Source organism: Nonomuraea sp. NPDC000554 (assembly GCF_040300065.1).
Classification (GTDB): domain Bacteria; phylum Actinomycetota; class Actinomycetes; order Streptosporangiales; family Streptosporangiaceae; genus Nonomuraea.
In genome coordinates this window covers 127,821-142,380 of the sequence record NZ_JBEPDC010000030.1, presented here as the reverse complement: position 1 = coordinate 142,380, position 14,560 = coordinate 127,821, and the positions used below count along the sequence as shown (strand labels likewise).

The following is a 14,560-nucleotide window of genomic DNA, read 5'->3' as shown; positions in this document are numbered from 1 at the left end:
TCGCGGATCACCGGCGCGGACTCGCCCGTGATGGCCGACTCGTCCACGGAGGCGATGCCCTCCACCACGTCACCGTCGCCGGGGATGATCTCCCCGGCCTCAACGATCACGTAGTCGCCCTGCTTGAGCTCGGGCGCGCCGACCACGTCCCAGTCGGTAGAGGTGCGGCTCTGGAGGCGCCTGGCCTGGGTGTCGGTCTTCGCCTTGCGCAGCGTGGCCGCCTGCGCCTTGCCGCGTCCCTCGGCCACCGCCTCGGCCAGGTTGGCGAACACCACGGTCAGCCACAGCCACACCACGATGGCCCAGGCGAAGAACGACGGGTAGCCGATCGCCAGCACGGTGGTGAACACCGCGCCGACCTCCACGATGAACATGACCGGGTTGCGCCACAGCGTGACCGGGTTGAGCTTCTTCAGCGCGTCGGGCAGCGACGTGAGCATCTGTTTGGGGTCGAGCAAGCCGCCGCCGACCCTGCCGTTCTTCTTCGGCGCGGGCGCCTTGCCCGGCGCTTCGAGCACGGGGGTTGACATGTTACGAGAGTCCTTCTGCGATGGGGCCGAGCGCGAGGGCCGGGAGGAAGGTGAGGGCGACGAGGATGATCGTCACGCCGACGACCATGCCCACGAACTGCGGCCGGTGCGTTGGCAGCGTTCCCGCGCTCTCGGGGACGGGCGCCTGGGTCGCCAACGAACCGGCGAGCGCCAGCGCCAGGATGATCGGGAGGAAGCGGCCGAACACCATGCACAGGCCGAGCGCCACGTCGTACCACGGAGTGTTGACCGTGATACCGCCGAACGCCGAGCCGTTGTTGTTGGAGGCACTGGTGAACGCATACAGCACCTCGGACAGGCCGTGCGGACCGCCATTGAGCATGCTGGCGCGCTGCTCTTCCGAGCTCATCGCGAACGCCGTGCCGATCAGCACCAACGCCGGGGTGACCAGGAAGTACAGAGAAGCCAGCTTGATCTCGCGGGCGCCGATCTTCTTGCCCAGGTACTCCGGCGTGCGACCGACCATCAGGCCCGCCACGAACACCGTGATCACGGCCAGGATCAGCATGCCGTACAGACCCGCGCCGACGCCGCCGGGGGCGACCTCGCCCAGCATCATGTTGAACATCGTCATCATGCCGCCGAACGGCGTGTAGGAGTCGTGGAAGGAGTCCACCGCCCCGGTCGAGGTGAGCGTCGTGGCAGCGCCGAAAGTGGCCGAGTTCGAGACGCCGAAGCGGACCTCCTTGCCCTCCATCGCCGCGCCCACCGCCTGCGGCACCGTCGCGTTCCCCGACAGCTCGAAGACGTTGGTGAGCAGGACGCTGGCCAGCGCGATGACGCTCATCACGGCGAGGATCGCGTACCCCTGCCGGACCTGCCCGACCATCTTGCCGAAGGTGCGCGTCAGCGAGAACGGGATCAGCAGGATCAGGAAGATCTCGAACCAGTTCGTCCAGGTGGCGGCGTTCTCGAAGGGATGGGCCGAGTTGGCGTTGTAGAAGCCGCCGCCGTTGGTGCCCAGTTCCTTGATGACCTCCTGCGAAGCCACCGGCCCGCCGGTGATCGACTGAGTGCCGCCGGTCAGCGTGGTTACCTCGTGCACGCCGGAGAAGTTCTGGATCAGCCCACCGGCCACCAGCACCAGCGCACCGACGAAGGCGATCGGCAGCAGGATACGGACGCAGCCGCGTACCAGATCCACCCAGAAGTTGCCGAGCTCATTGGTACGGCTGCGCGCGAACCCGCGCACCAGCGCGATCGCCACCGCCATGCCGACCGATGCCGAGACGAAGTTCTGCACGGCCAGCGCCGCCATCTGAGTCAGGTGACCCATCGTGGACTCGCCCGAGTAGGCCTGCCAGTTCGTGTTGGTGACGAAGCTGATCGCGGTGTTCCACGCGATGTGGTCGGTGACCGGCTGCATGCCCATGCTGAGCGGCAGTTTGTCCTGCAGACGCTGGATGCCGTACACGACCAGGATGGAGATCACCGAGAACGCCAGCACGCTCCGGGCGTAGACGCCCCAGCTCTGCTCGGCCTCGGACCGCACGCCGAGCAGCCGGTAGATGCCCCGCTCGACGACGTTGTGCCTGGCACTCGTGTAGACCCGGTACATGTAGTCGCCCAACGGCTTGTACACCAGAGCCAGCGCGACGATCAGCGAGATGATGAAGATCATTCCTGCGGCGGTCGTGCTCATCAGAAACGCTCCGGGAAGAGCAGGGCCGCGACCATGAAGATCACTAGACCGACGACTACAACGAGACCGGTGGCATTGACGGCGCTCACAGCCGCTCCACCGCCTTCACCACGAGCCCGAAGACCACGAAGATCGCGATCGTCAGGGCGACGAAGAGGACGTCAGCCATCCCCACTCCTCAAGTTGGACATGTTGTTCCGGCCGCGCCGATCTCGGGCGGCCCCAGGAGAGCAAATCCTGAGATTTGAGTGGTTTTGGGGTTCTTGATGGCTTACATATGGCCCGAGCGCGATTTTTAACGGCATCCCTACGTGCGGCTTCGAGCGCCGCCTCCGTGGCGTGTCTGGATCCCGTGGAAGTTCGCCTCCGGACCGTTCAGGACCTGTCAGGACCGGCGGCGACCGCTCTCAGAGGAGCAATAGTGCCCCTGAACAAGGCCCTCGGAGGGCATCCGTGGCGAGGAACGGCCGCCCGATGTTAGGTATGCCAGGATCGAGCAGGGTCATCATCCGCGTGGCGAGAGCCACGTAACCGCCGCTCGGAACGCAGGTGTGCGCGTCCCCGAGCGCCCTGGCCGCCAGGAGATCGTTTCCGCGCTCGTCGAGGCGCGGGACCCGTGATCAGCTCATGGGGCATGGCGTGCCATCAATGTGGCGTCAGCATTTCCGGCCTGAGCGTCCAGATCGCGTAGCGATCGAGGAATGTGGCCGAGGACGGTTCTAGCGTCTCTGTGTACGACTCTTCGCTGGAAGGAAGCAGATGTCAGAGCCCCGATTGTGCGTCCCCGTCACGGTGGGCACGTGCGCCTCGACCCTTCGGCTGTTCCGCACGGTCTCGGGCAAGCGGACAGCGGTCGCGTTCTCCTCGCCGCTCAAGCTGACCAAGGTGCTCGGAGCCGACCAGCGGTGGGTAGTCCTCACCGCCCCGGCGCTGCGTGGCATGATCACCGAGCTGGACGTCATCGGCATCGTCATCGACCCGGCGGGCACGATGACCAAGCCTGCGAAGCGGGTGGCCTGATGTGCGTCCTGCAACAGGACCAGGCGGGACAGGAACCGCCGGTCGCCGACGAGTCCTGCTCCGAATTTCAGCCGGCCACGGCCGCTGAGGGATCGCCTTGTCCATGCCCCCACACCGAAGGTCGCCTGTAGACCGCGGCTGGCGCCGTTACGGTCGGCTCGCCGTCCCCGGACACCCGCTTAACGGTCGTCACGGGCGGCCGGTGCCGGCGGTGTCGATCGCGGCGCCCGCCTGGTCCGCCAGGGTGACCGCGACCAGGCGGGCTTGCAGGCTTGGCTTGGCTCCTGGTGTGGGGTCCAGCATGAACCGGCCGAGGAAGCGGCCGTTTCCGAACGTGCGCAGCTCGACCTCCGTGTCGGGCAGCCCTCGCCGGTCGACGTTCCAGCGTCTGCGACCCCAGATCACGGTGCCGTCCTGTTCCAGCCGAGGGGGATGGCCGATCAAAGTGCCGTACTCGAAGTGGCAGCCGCGTAGCTGCAGCAGGTCGGTGAGCTGCGTCGTGACGCGATCGACCACCGCGTCGGGTCCCTTGGCGCTCTGGGCCAGCGTGGCCGTTTCGCGGATCTGGGCCAGATAGTCGGCGTCGGTGATGGCGATCACCTTCAACCGCCGGGCGCGGGCGGCCAGTTGCGAGACCGCCAGGCCGACGATGAGCAGCAGGACCGCGGTCTGGATGTCGGCGGGCCTGGTGATGGTGAAGCGCTGGTAGGGCTGGGTGAAGAAGAAGTTGAACCACAGGGCGGCAGAGATCGCGGCCAGCGCGCCGGCCAGGCGATTACCGTTGGCGGCGACCGCGACCACGATCACGACCAGCACGAGAGCGACGCTGGTGTTGGGCAGGGCGGCACGCCACGGCAGCAGCACCGCCGTGGTAGCCAGCGGCGCCAGCAGCGCTGCCAGGAGCGCGATGCGATCCCTGTTGAGGTAGCGCACGAAACCCGGCACCTCCGTCTACGTGTTTGCCGAGGTCAACGCCCTCCTCCTACCCAGCCGACGTCGTCCTGGCTTCCTTCGGGGCGTGACCGCGGAATGGGCGCGCCTGGGCGTTGTCATTCCGGCGCCGCACGAGGCGCCGACCGAGCAGGATCACCAGCCAGACGGCCAGCCCGGCGCCCATGGCGTGCGGGGTTCTCTCCGCGCTCATCTTCACCTCGTCAGCCCGTCGGCGATGGGGCCCAGGGACAGGGCCGGCAGGAAGTTCAGCAGCGCCAGGATCAGCGCGGCGCCCGTCGCCAGCACCACGAAGTTGATCCCATGGGTGCGCAGGGTGCCCGCGGTGGCCGCCACCGGCTGCCTGCTCACCATCCGTCCGGCCAGAGCCAGGACGAACACGATCGGTAGATACCGGCCGGCGAGCATCGCCACCGTCATGGTCAGGTTGTAGAACAGAGTGTTGCCGTTGAGCCCGGCCATGGCGCTGCCGTTGCTGTTGACGCTGCTGGTGTAGGCGTAGAGCACCTCGGTGAGGCCGTGCGCGCCATGGTTGCCCATCGAAGAGCGGCCCTCGGGCAGCGCGATGGCAATGGCAGTGAAGGTCAGGACGAGTGTCGGGCCGACCAGGGAGTAGAGCATGACATACCGCATCTCGAGGTGTCCGATGCGCTTGCTCATGAACTCGGGTGTGCGGCCGACCATGAGCCCGCCCAGGAACACAGCCACCAGCACGGCCATGATCAGGCCGTACAGCCCGCTGCCGGTGCCGCCTGGGGCGATCTCGCCCAGCATCATGGCGGCCAACAGCGCGCCGCCGCCCAGGCTGGAGAAGCTGTCGTAGGAGGAGTTGAGCGCGCCGTCAGCGCTGGCCGTCGCGGCGATGCCGAACAGGGTGCTGCCCGCGACGCCGATGCGGGTCTCGGTGCCTTCGAACTGGCCGCCGACCGCCTGCGCAACTGTGCCGGTCTGCGCGCTCTGGGCCAGATTGCCGGCGGTCAGCAGCAGGCCGAACAGGATGGCGACCACGGCGAGCATGGTCCAGCCCAGCTTGAGGTCGCCCGACATGCGGCCGAACAGGCGGATGAAGGCGGTCGGGACCAGCAGCATGAGCAGGACCTCGATCGCGTTCGTCATCGCCGAGGGATTCTCGAACGGGTGCGCGCTGCTGGCGTTGAAGAAGCCGCCGCCGTCGCCGGACAGGAGCTTGATGGGCTCCCAGGAGCCGACCGGGCCGCCCACGAGCGTCTGCGTGCCACCTGTGAGCGTCTGTACGGTCTCGGTGCCGGACAGGTTCTGCGGCACGCCCAGGCCGATCAGCGCCAGGCCGAAGACGACGGCCAGCGGCAGCAGCACGCGAAAGATACTCCGTATCAGGTCCACCCAGAAGTTGCCGAGCCCGGCCCCGCTGCGCCGGACGAGCCCGCGGATCAGCGCCAGACCCACGCACATGCCCACCGCGGCCGAGGCGAACGCCTGCACGCCGAGACCCGCCATGAGCGTCAGGTGGGTGTGGCCGATCGGCGACTCGCCCGCGTAGTTCTGCCAGCTGGTGTTGGTGGTGAAGCTGACCGCGGTGTGCAGGGCCAGATCCCACGGCATGCCCACATGGCCGACGTTCCACGGGAGCACGCCCTGGAAGGTGAGCAGGCCGAACAGGACCACGATGCTGACCGCCGAGAAGGCGACCAGCGAGCGGAGATAGTGGCGCCAGTCCTGCTCGGAGTCGGGGTCGACGCCGCACAACCGGTAGAGCACCCGCTCGATCTTGAGGTGCCGCCCGCCGTCCAGTGCCCTGGCCATGTAGTCCCCGAGCGGGACGTGCGCGATCAGCAGGACCGCCAGGATGAACAGCGCTTGGATGAGCATGGTCAGGCCTTCTGATCGAGTGCGGGGTTGGTGTGGTCCTCCCCCTGGGCGGCGCACCGCATGCGGGCCCTCATGGGTGTCGGGGGAGGCTGACCACGCGCGTGGACGTGCCGGTCATGGCCGGGGGTAGAGCAGGCCCACCGTGACGGTGAGCAGCCGGGACGCGAAGCGGTCATGCACATGGAAGTCCCGCAGGTCTGTTCCCGAACCACCTTTGACGGGTTTGCTACGGAAAACGCCGAAATCTCTGCGCTTACTTGACGCGATCCGGCTTTCGAGCCCGGCTGCGATGGGTGTGCCGTCAATGCGGCGTCAGAATCTCCACGGCGCTCGTCCAGATTGCGTATAAATTGACGTACTTACCCTGCTGCGCGATTAGTTTCCTTATTTGAAGCATTTCTTGCAGGAGGAACCAGATGTCAGAGCCCCAATTGTCCGTCCCCGGCCCGCGTCATCCCGTGCGCTTGGACGAGATGAGGGAGCAGGCGCGGTTCGCCGCGGAGCCCTGGTCGGCCACCACCCGTTTCCGGCCGGTGGCTTGCGTGGGAGGCGTGCCCCTCATGGACATCGCCGAGCGCTTCGGCACCCCCGCCTATGTGGTGGACGAGGCCGACATCCGGGGACGTTGCCGCGCCTTCCGCGCCGCGCTGCCGGACGCCGACATCCTGTACGCCGCCAAGGCGTTCCTGTGCAGGGCGATGGCCACCTGGGTTCGGCAGGAAGGGCTCGGCCTCGACGTCTGCTCCGGCGGCGAGCTGGCCATCGCCCGGTCCGTCGGCTTCCCCGCCGATCGGATCGTCTTCCACGGCAACGCCAAGACCCCGCACGAGCTGGCCGAGGCGGTCGAGTACGGGGTGGGGCGGATCGTGGTCGACAACCTTGCCGAGGTGGTCCGGCTGGCGATGCTGGTCCCGCCGGGGCGCCGGCAGAAGGTGCTGCTGCGGGTCATCCCGGACATCGAGGCGGGCGCGCATGCGGCGATCCGGACCGGGGGCGAGGGCCAGAAGTTCGGCCTGTCCATCGCCTTGGGAGACGCCGCCGCGGCCGTGGTCAGGGTGCTGCGCCAGCCGGAGCTGCACCTGGTGGGCCTGCACTGTCACCTCGGCTCCCAGATCCGCACGAGCGAGCCGTACGAGCAGGCGGCCAGGATCATGGTCGAGCAGCTCGCCGGCGTCCGCGACGCGTACGGGATCGTCCTTCCCCAGCTTGACCTGGGCGGCGGCCAGGGCATCGCCTACCTGGAGTCCGAGCACGGCCTGACCCCCGAGGAGTACGCCACGACCGTCACCAAGGCGATCGAGGAACGCTGCGCGACACTGCACCTGCCCGTCCCCCGGCTCACCATCGAGCCGGGCCGATCGATCAGCGGCCCGGCTGGACTCACCCTGTACCGGGTCATCGCGGTCAAACGCGTCATCGACCGTACCCACGATCGCACGTTCGTCGCCGTCGACGGTGGGATGAGTGACAACCCCCGCCCGTCCCTGTACGGGGCCCGCTACACCGCCCGCCTGATCGGCCACCGCCCGGCCATGGCCGACCACCCCGTCACCTTGGTCGGGCACCACTGCGAGGCGGGCGACGTCATCGCCGAGAACGTGCCGCTGCCCGCGGACATCCGGCCGGGCGACGTCATCGCGGTGCCGGCCACCGGCGCCTACCACTACTCGATGGCTTCCACCTACAACCTCACCGGCCGCCCACCCGTCATCGCGGTCGCCGACGGCGCCGCCCGCATGGTGGTGCGCCGGGAGGAGATCGACGACCTCCTGCGCCGGGACGTGGGACTGTGACGCGCATCCGGCCAGAACGTCGAGCCCACAGGCGCGTCCGCCCAGAGGCCCTCGTACTCCTGGCCCTGATCGCGGTCGTCGCCCTGCTCACACTGATCTAGTGCCATGTGCGACTGTCAGCCGTAGGTCGCCGGTGATGTGGCCGACGGAGCACTCACCGTCGGCGTTCCTGATCCGCGCGAATATGTGTTTGACGACTTATGCGTTGCTTCTGCGGTCCGATCCTCGGTCGCCTCGGTAAGGGGCTGCTATCGGTACTCGTTGAGCCGTGGCCGAATGCCCATCAGGGTCAGGGCGGCCACCAGCAGCGCGCCGGCGGCCGGGATGAGGGTCCATCCGCCGAGCGCCGCCTCACCGTCGCGAATCGCCCCGTCGAAATGGCCATGGTTCAGCGCGATGAATCGCTCCAAGGCCTTGTCATAGCGGTCGAAGTGGTAATTGGAGTTGCCCTCGGCATAGCTGGTGTTGAAGGCCACCGCCGCGCGCAGGTCTCCGTCGAGACGCAGGGTGCGCATCTTCCTGTCGTCGCGCTGGTAGTCGCGGAAGGCGGCGATGGTCTGCTCGGCCAGCCGCCTCCGCAGGATCGCCAGCCAACTCGGCGCAGAACGCCATGGCCAGCTTCGGCGCGGGCTCGCCGGGAAAGAGCCGGCGTACCGACGCCGGAAGGAGGGCGTGTCCCGCGTTCTAGGGGATACGCCATCGATCGGGCAGGAGGGGCGAGGGACGCCGGGCAACGCTGCGGCGGGCTTGCACCGTCATTTCTCCCTCCTTTCCGCGATCGATGACCTCACTATGTCGATTCCGTAATCCGCCGGGCAAGGGCTTTGACGCGTCCCTGGCGCGCAAATAATGCGTCAGTGGTCGTATCAAGCGCGTAGAAATTACGTAGTAAATATCGCTCCCGCGGGCCTGGGCGGGTTTCATGAAATGGCTCTCCGCTGAAAGGAACGGTCGATGCGCGAGCGCCCCCTGGAAATGCTGCTTCCGGCCGGATTCATATGTGCGGTCGGCACCTGCGCTGTGGCGTCGCTCGCCTTCTCCGAGACCGCGGCACGCGTCGCCGTGATGGCGGCGGCCGTCGGCCTGTTCGGATCCTGGGCGAGGCGCTACCTCGCCGCACTGGCGACGGGCGTGATGGCCTGGTGCTTCGCCACGGGCTTCCTGACGCACGCCAAAGGGGAGTTGGCCTTCGGGCCTGACGACCTGCTCAGGTTGGCCGCGTTCACCGCTGTGGCACTCGCGGGCTGCGCTTGGGGGCACACGCGCCGCGTCCGCCGCCCGTACCGCCTGATGCGGGCGGATCTGCGCCGCACTCCCATGCTTCTGCGACGGCTCCACGGACGTGCCAACGGCGTCTCGCGTACAGACCGCTGAAACAGCTGCCACTCCATGACCGCCAGGTGATCAACGGGATCATTCTCCGGCTGGGCACCGACGGCCTGCCGTTGCTCGCGCACCCGCCGTCATCACCGCGCCGACAAGCCCATGACCCACGGCGGCGCGAACACCCCGCTGCCCGCCGCCTCGGTGGACGGCCTGTCCGGACTGGCGGAAATCCTCCAACGCCACGGCGGCCACCTGGACCTGTCCGACCTCAGCGACTGATCCACCTGATCGTCACCAGCCTGAAGAACAGCGTCGACGGCGGCCTGCGGGCTGGGTTCTTCCGCGGCATCCTGGCACTACACCAGCGTGCAGGTCACCCAGCAGCTGGAGGCGGCGACCGACTGGCGTCGCTACGCTGAGCTCTACTCCTACGACGCCGTGCACGAGGAATACCACCTCGACCCAGCCGTTTAGAGTCATCCGCGCAAGCACCACCACCGAAACCAGCCAGACGCCGACGCGGCGGCGGCGCCGATGGCTGTCCTGGACGGTTCAGACTCCGAGGTCGACGCCGTTCCAGGTCAGCGGTGCGGGCTCGGCGGAGGTGACACGATCCCGGCATAACCAGCCGACCTGCCAGCCCTGGCAGCTGCCTGTCAGAGCCAGTCCTGCTTGCGGAACAGCAGGTACAGGCTGCTCGAGGCGACGATGATGACGAGCGTCGAGACCCAGAATCCAATCGGCTGCTCCGCGCCGGGATAGGGCACGTTCTGGCCGTAGAAACCGGTGATCATGGTGGGGACGGCGATGATCGCAGCCCAGCTGGTGAGCTTCTTCATGATGTCGTTGAGCCGGTAGCTCTGCTGGGTCAGGCTGGTCTCGCGGATGTTGCCTACCAGGTCGCGCAGCGAGTCGGTCCACTCGGTGACGCGCATCACGTGATCGTAGACGTCCTGGTAGTAGGGGGCCATGGCGGGCTCGACCACGTGCAGGTCACGCCGGATGAGGCTGTTGATCACCTCGCGCATGGGCAGGACGGCACGGCGGAACTGGACCAGGTTCTTGCGCATGGCAAAAGTGCGCTGTTGCAGGTCGCGTCCGCTGATCTGGTTGTCGAACAGGTGGTTCTCAAGTTGCTCGATCTGGTCGTCAAGTGACTGGATGATCTCGAAGTGGCCGTCCACGACGTAGTCGAGCAGGCCGTGCAGCAAGAAGCCGACGCCGTGCTTGGCCATCTCCCGGTTGGCGTCCCAGCGCCTGATCACCTCGTCGACGTCGAACTGGTCGTTTTCTCGGACGGTGACCAGCGCGTTCCGTGTGACGAAGATGTCGATCTCGGTCGAGGTGATGTCGCCGGTCTCGGTGTCGAGCCGCTCGCCGTACACCGCCAGGAACAGGTGCGTGTCGTAGACATCCAGCTTGGGACGCTGCCGGTCGTGCAGCACGTCCTCCACGGCCAACGCGTGCAGCCCAAGCTCCTCGCTGATCACGGCGAGGTCGTCGGGGGTGGGCGAGCACAGGTCGAACCAGATCGTGCACGACGGGTCGCCGACGTAGTCGGAGACGTCGGCGATGGGGAAGCCTTCCGCGTCCAGGACGCCATTGCGATACAGACGGGTGTGAGCCATGGTCGCCAAGAGTAGATCCCTTCCTGGGTTGCGGCTTCACGGCAGCTTGACCGACAGCAGCATCGAACTGATGGCCAGCGCGAACGCAGGCACCAGCGCCCAGCGCAGGAACCAGTAGCCGATCTCCTGGTTCACGGTCTTGGTACCCAGCGACGACCCGGTCTCCTTGTAGACGTCGTCCAGGGAGCTCCTGGTCTCGGCGTCGTAGGACCTCCCGCTGATGCCCTCGGCCAGCGAGCGGAGCGTCTCCAGGTTCGGCGGCACCGGCTGCCCGTCGATCTCGACCGTCCCGTCCTGCGTGCCGAACGCGATCGTCGACACCGGCACCCTGGCCTGTGCGGCGGCGCTCATCGCCTCCGCTACGGCGCGGCCCGAGGTGTTGTCGCCATCGCAGAGCAGGACGATCGCCGCCGGCGGTGGATCGCTGGCAGCCTGCTGATCGAAGGAGCGGATGGAGAACACCGCCTCGCCGATGGCGGTGCCCGGCCCCGGCCTGAGCGCGTCGACGCCGCGGATCACCGCAGTGTGATCGGCCGTGGGCGACACCAGCACCGATGCCGATCGAGCGAAGGACACCAGCCCCACGTTGAACCGATCCGGCAAGTCCGCCACGAACCGCTTGGCCGCCCCCACCCGCGTCGGCGCCACATCGGTGGGCTGCAAACCGCCGAATAGCTGTTCTTCGCGCAACTATCGTCAAGGCCATCGAAACTGGACCGAGAAGCGTGAAGGTGAGGCTCGCCATGGATCGCAAACTCCTGTCATCGCAGGTCAGGACGGGGCTGCGCAGTTGTCACCTTCGCGCGCGGAGCCTAGCCTGGTAGTAGGCACCTCGTTAGGTGAGGCGTCTGTCCGGATACAGGCCACTGACCCCACGACGTCGAGAGACGCCCAGGGTCAGGACACCTCTCCCCGGCCTAAGGGGTGAGGCCAGGTGGCTTCCCGCGAACTCCGCGGGCATACGCCGGGCAGTGCCGAAGCTCTTACGAGATGTGGGGTGCGCCGCCTGTCACGAGGCGGGCCCCGTCTTGGATGTAGCACCGCGTGGTCGCGGTGTCCGGCCGGACGGAGGTGAGGACGTGTCTGAAAGTAGTTGGGGCCGAAGTCGGCCCACGGCTCGCGTGTCCTCATCTGCCTCCGGCATGCGGTAGCCGTCTTCGCCCGTTCCCGCTGTTCGGCCCCGTACGGCGGGCGGAACAGCGCCTCACCCACGCGTGGGAACGACGGCTGAACGCATGCCCCGCCAGCCCACTCCGGGCTGAGAGGGGTTCAACATGGCCTCCACAGACTTCACCGCGACCTACGGAGGGATCGCCGCAGACCGTCGCGGCGCGGTACTGGACGACGCCCACATCGGCGACATCCACGGCGCCCTCGGCACCATCAGGCACGGCGCGACGGCACCTTTGGGCCTGTCCGCCAAGGTCAAGGCCCTGCTCGCGATCGTCGGCCCCGGCCTGATCGTCATGGTCGGCGACAACGACGCCGGCGCGTTCGCCACCTACGGACAGGCCGGCCAGAACTACGGCACCGCCCTGCTCTGGACGCTGCTGTTGCTGGTGCCGGTGCTATACGTCAACCAGGAGATGGTGCTGCGCCTCGGCGCCGTCACCGGAGTCGGTCACGCCCGCCTCATCCTGGAGCGGTTCGGCAGGTTCTGGGGTGCCTTCAGCGTCATCGACCTGTTCCTCCTCAACGCCCTCACCCTCGTCACGGAATTCATCGGCATCACGCTGGCCGCCGGGTATCTGGGCCTGCCGAAGGTCCCCTCGGTGATCCTGGCCGGGCTGGTCATCATGGTGGCGGCCTCCACCGGATCGTTCCGCCGCTTCGAGCGGGTCGCCGTCGCGCTGTGCGCGGCGTCCCTGCTGCTCGTGCCCGTGTACGTCATGGTGCACCCGGCCGCCTCCCAGGTGGCCCGCGGCTTCCTCATCCCCTCGCTCCCGGCCGGGCCGGGCGGCATGGCGGCGCTGATGCTGCTGGTCATCGGCATCGTCGGCACGACCGTCGCCCCCTGGCAGCTGTTCTTCCAGCAGTCCTACGTCATCGACAAGCGCATCACTCCCCGTTTCATCGCCTACGAGAAGGCCGACCTGGTGATCGGCATCCTCGTAGTGATCATTGGCGCGGCCGCCATGATGGGCTTCACCGCTGCCGCCTTCGCCGGGACCGAAGCGGCCGGGAACTTCACCGACAGCGCAGGCATCGCGCACGGCCTTCAGGCGTACGCGGGCCGCACCGCCGGGGCGCTGTTCGCGATCGCGCTGCTGGACGCCTGCATCATCGGCGCCTTCGCGGTCTGTCTGTCCACCGCCTACGCCATCGGGGACGTCCTCAGCCTCAATCACTCGCTGCACCGCGGGATCGGACAGGCCAAAGGCTTCTACGCCGTCTACGCCGGCCTGATCGCGGCCGCGGCCACCATCGTGCTGATCCCCAGCTCGCCCCTCGGCCTGCTCACCGAGGGCGTGCAGGCGCTGGCAGGGGTACTGCTGCCGAGCGCGTCGGTGTTCCTGCTGCTGCTGTGCAACGACCGGCAGGTCCTCGGGCCGTGGGTCAACGGACGGGCGACCAACCTGTTCACCTCGGCAGTAGTCGGCGTGCTGGTCACCCTGTCGATCATCCTCACCATCGCGGTCCTGTTCCCCGGCGTCACCGAGACCCAGATCCTCACGATCATGGGCGGGTGCGGCGTCGCCGGAGCGATCTGCGCGGGCTACGCGGCCGTGCGCCGCCGCCGCTTCGCCGCCGAGCCCGTCGACCGTACCGGCAGACAGTGCTGGCGGATGCCGCCGCTGACCGAGCTCAGCAGGCCGGTCATGTCCAACGGACGCAGGATCGGCATGAGCGTTCTGCGCCTCTACCTGGGCCTGGCCACGGTGCTCGTCATATTCAAGATCGTCCAGATGGGGCTCGGTCACTGACTTTCGCGCCGTTGCAGCGGGGATGCGCTCGCGTGTCTGCGACACCGACGAACGAGCCGGATCCCAGAAACGGCGAGGGGGCAGCCTGGCCATGCCCTGACGGAGAGGAGCGCGAGATCATGCACGCGCTGACCATCACCGAGTTCGTACTGCGCCTGGCCGTCGGGATGGGCTGCGGCGCACTGATCGGTCTCGAGCGGCAATGGCGCGCCCGGATGGCCGGCCTGCGCACCAACGCTCTGGTCGCCACCGGCGCAACCCTGTTCGTCCTCTACTCCAACGCGGTGGGCGACCTGGCCAGCCCCACCAGGGTCGCCTCCTATGTGGTGTCCGGCATCGGTTTCCTCGGCGCCGGGGTGATCCTCCGGGACGGGTTCAACATCCGTGGTCTCAACACCGCCGCCACCCTGTGGTGCTCAGCCGCCGTCGGCGTCCTGGCCGCCTCCGGGCAGTTCGCTTTCACCGCCATCGCCACCGGGGCCGTTCTGGCGGTCCACCTTCTGGGTCGCCCTCTGGGACGACTCATCGACCACGAGACCCCAGGCACGGATGAGGATCTCCATTCTTACCTGCTGCATCTGACCTGCCAGCCCCGAGACGAGCAGCATGTCCGCGCGCTACTGGTCCAGTACACGGCCGGCCGTGAGGTGATCTTGCGCGGTATCAACACCACCCGCGACCAGGGTGGCGACACCCGCTTGACCGCTTACCTGCTTCTCGATGGGGATGCCGCAACGCATCTGGAGCACCTGATCGCCCGGCTGTCCCTGGAGCCCGGCATTCACGCTGTCGACTGGCACACCGCCGACGACCATGCCGCGAACGCTCCCCGCCCCATCATCACGGCAAGTTAGGGGGCTGTGATGGTGACCACGTC

General features: G+C 67.6%; 13 protein-coding genes and 1 riboswitch. Of the genes, 5 read left to right on the top strand and 8 right to left on the bottom strand.

Annotated elements, in window-relative coordinates; all coding sequences use genetic code 11:
- From ABT294_RS40850 to kdpF, 3 genes are all read right to left on the bottom strand, one after another.
- The coding region (locus ABT294_RS40850) for a P-type ATPase actuator domain-containing protein (protein WP_502912206.1) at window positions 1-530 on the bottom strand (530 nt) is incomplete at its 3' end.
- Window position 531: 1 nt separating this feature from the next.
- Window positions 532-2,193, bottom strand: a complete 1,662-nt coding sequence (gene kdpA / locus ABT294_RS40845; protein WP_350811824.1) for a potassium-transporting ATPase subunit KdpA — start codon at window positions 2,191-2,193, stop codon at window positions 532-534.
- The gene (gene kdpF / locus ABT294_RS40840) at window positions 2,193-2,282 is read right to left on the bottom strand and encodes a K(+)-transporting ATPase subunit F (RefSeq protein ID WP_350811823.1); all 90 of its coding nucleotides are present in this window, start codon (window positions 2,280-2,282) and stop codon (window positions 2,193-2,195) included. The genes kdpA (ABT294_RS40845) and kdpF overlap by 1 nt, the downstream gene beginning before the upstream one ends.
- Window positions 2,283-2,952: 670 nt before the next feature.
- Here kdpF and ABT294_RS40835 point away from each other — a divergent pair.
- Window positions 2,953-3,213: an SAV_915 family protein gene (locus tag ABT294_RS40835; protein WP_350811822.1), complete on the top strand. Its 261-nt coding sequence runs from the start codon at window positions 2,953-2,955 to the stop codon at window positions 3,211-3,213.
- A 189-nt stretch (window positions 3,214-3,402) separates the two neighbouring features.
- On the opposite strand, the gene ABT294_RS40830 is transcribed toward ABT294_RS40835, so the two are convergent.
- Complete coding sequence (locus ABT294_RS40830; RefSeq protein ID WP_350811821.1) at window positions 3,403-4,146, bottom strand: DUF4118 domain-containing protein; 744 nt, start codon at window positions 4,144-4,146, stop codon at window positions 3,403-3,405.
- 213 nt (window positions 4,147-4,359) lie between these two features.
- Window positions 4,360-6,012 carry a potassium-transporting ATPase subunit KdpA gene (gene kdpA / locus ABT294_RS40825; protein ID WP_350811820.1) on the bottom strand — a complete coding sequence of 551 codons (1,653 nt, stop codon included), beginning with the start codon at window positions 6,010-6,012 and terminating at the stop codon, window positions 4,360-4,362.
- 473 nt (window positions 6,013-6,485) lie between these two features.
- Here kdpA (ABT294_RS40825) and lysA point away from each other — a divergent pair, with 473 nt between their 5' ends.
- Window positions 6,486-7,805, top strand: a complete 1,320-nt coding sequence (lysA, locus tag ABT294_RS40820; protein WP_350811828.1) for a diaminopimelate decarboxylase — start codon at window positions 6,486-6,488, stop codon at window positions 7,803-7,805.
- Window positions 7,806-8,053: 248 nt separating this feature from the next.
- Here lysA and ABT294_RS40815 read toward each other — a convergent pair whose 3' ends face one another.
- Complete coding sequence (locus ABT294_RS40815; protein ID WP_350811819.1) at window positions 8,054-8,320, bottom strand: hypothetical protein; 267 nt, start codon at window positions 8,318-8,320, stop codon at window positions 8,054-8,056.
- Between the two features lie 439 nt (window positions 8,321-8,759).
- On the opposite strand from ABT294_RS40815, the gene ABT294_RS40810 reads away from it, so the two are divergent.
- On the top strand, window positions 8,760-9,179 hold the full coding sequence (locus tag ABT294_RS40810; protein ID WP_350811818.1) for a hypothetical protein: 420 nt from the start codon (window positions 8,760-8,762) through the stop codon (window positions 9,177-9,179).
- A gap of 608 nt (window positions 9,180-9,787) precedes the next feature.
- Here the strand turns inward: ABT294_RS40810 and ABT294_RS40805 are convergent.
- The gene (locus ABT294_RS40805; RefSeq protein WP_350811817.1) at window positions 9,788-10,759 is read right to left on the bottom strand and encodes a magnesium transporter CorA family protein; all 972 of its coding nucleotides are present in this window, start codon (window positions 10,757-10,759) and stop codon (window positions 9,788-9,790) included.
- A 36-nt stretch (window positions 10,760-10,795) separates the two neighbouring features.
- Window positions 10,796-11,407, bottom strand: coding sequence for a VWA domain-containing protein (locus tag ABT294_RS40800; protein WP_350811827.1), 612 nt, complete (start codon window positions 11,405-11,407; stop codon window positions 10,796-10,798).
- Window positions 11,408-11,583: 176 nt separating this feature from the next.
- Window positions 11,584-11,758, top strand: a riboswitch (M-box (ykoK) riboswitch).
- Window positions 11,759-12,033: 275 nt separating this feature from the next.
- Here ABT294_RS40800 and ABT294_RS40795 point away from each other — a divergent pair.
- Together ABT294_RS40795 and ABT294_RS40790 are read left to right on the top strand one after the other, a co-directional pair.
- Window positions 12,034-13,683: an NRAMP family divalent metal transporter gene (locus tag ABT294_RS40795; RefSeq protein WP_350811816.1), complete on the top strand. Its 1,650-nt coding sequence runs from the start codon at window positions 12,034-12,036 to the stop codon at window positions 13,681-13,683.
- Between the two features lie 119 nt (window positions 13,684-13,802).
- Window positions 13,803-14,537 carry an MgtC/SapB family protein gene (locus ABT294_RS40790; RefSeq protein ID WP_350811815.1) on the top strand — a complete coding sequence of 245 codons (735 nt, stop codon included), beginning with the start codon at window positions 13,803-13,805 and terminating at the stop codon, window positions 14,535-14,537.
- Window positions 14,538-14,560: the final 23 nt, after the last annotated feature.

Excerpts from the sequence above, each read along its gene's own strand:
- kdpA (WP_350811824.1), bottom strand. The coding sequence starts at position 2,193 with ATGAGCACGACCGCCGCAGGAATGATCTTCATCATCTCGCTGATCGTC.
- ABT294_RS40835 (WP_350811822.1), top strand. The coding sequence starts at position 2,953 with ATGTCAGAGCCCCGATTGTGCGTCCCCGTCACGGTGGGCACGTGCGCC.
- kdpA (WP_350811820.1), bottom strand. The coding sequence starts at position 6,012 with ATGCTCATCCAAGCGCTGTTCATCCTGGCGGTCCTGCTGATCGCGCAC.
- lysA (WP_350811828.1), top strand. The coding sequence starts at position 6,486 with ATGAGGGAGCAGGCGCGGTTCGCCGCGGAGCCCTGGTCGGCCACCACC.
- ABT294_RS40815 (WP_350811819.1), bottom strand. The coding sequence starts at position 8,320 with ATGCGCACCCTGCGTCTCGACGGAGACCTGCGCGCGGCGGTGGCCTTC.
- ABT294_RS40810 (WP_350811818.1), top strand. The coding sequence starts at position 8,760 with ATGCGCGAGCGCCCCCTGGAAATGCTGCTTCCGGCCGGATTCATATGT.
- ABT294_RS40805 (WP_350811817.1), bottom strand. The coding sequence starts at position 10,759 with ATGGCTCACACCCGTCTGTATCGCAATGGCGTCCTGGACGCGGAAGGC.
- ABT294_RS40795 (WP_350811816.1), top strand. The coding sequence starts at position 12,034 with ATGGCCTCCACAGACTTCACCGCGACCTACGGAGGGATCGCCGCAGAC.
- ABT294_RS40790 (WP_350811815.1), top strand. The coding sequence starts at position 13,803 with ATGCACGCGCTGACCATCACCGAGTTCGTACTGCGCCTGGCCGTCGGG.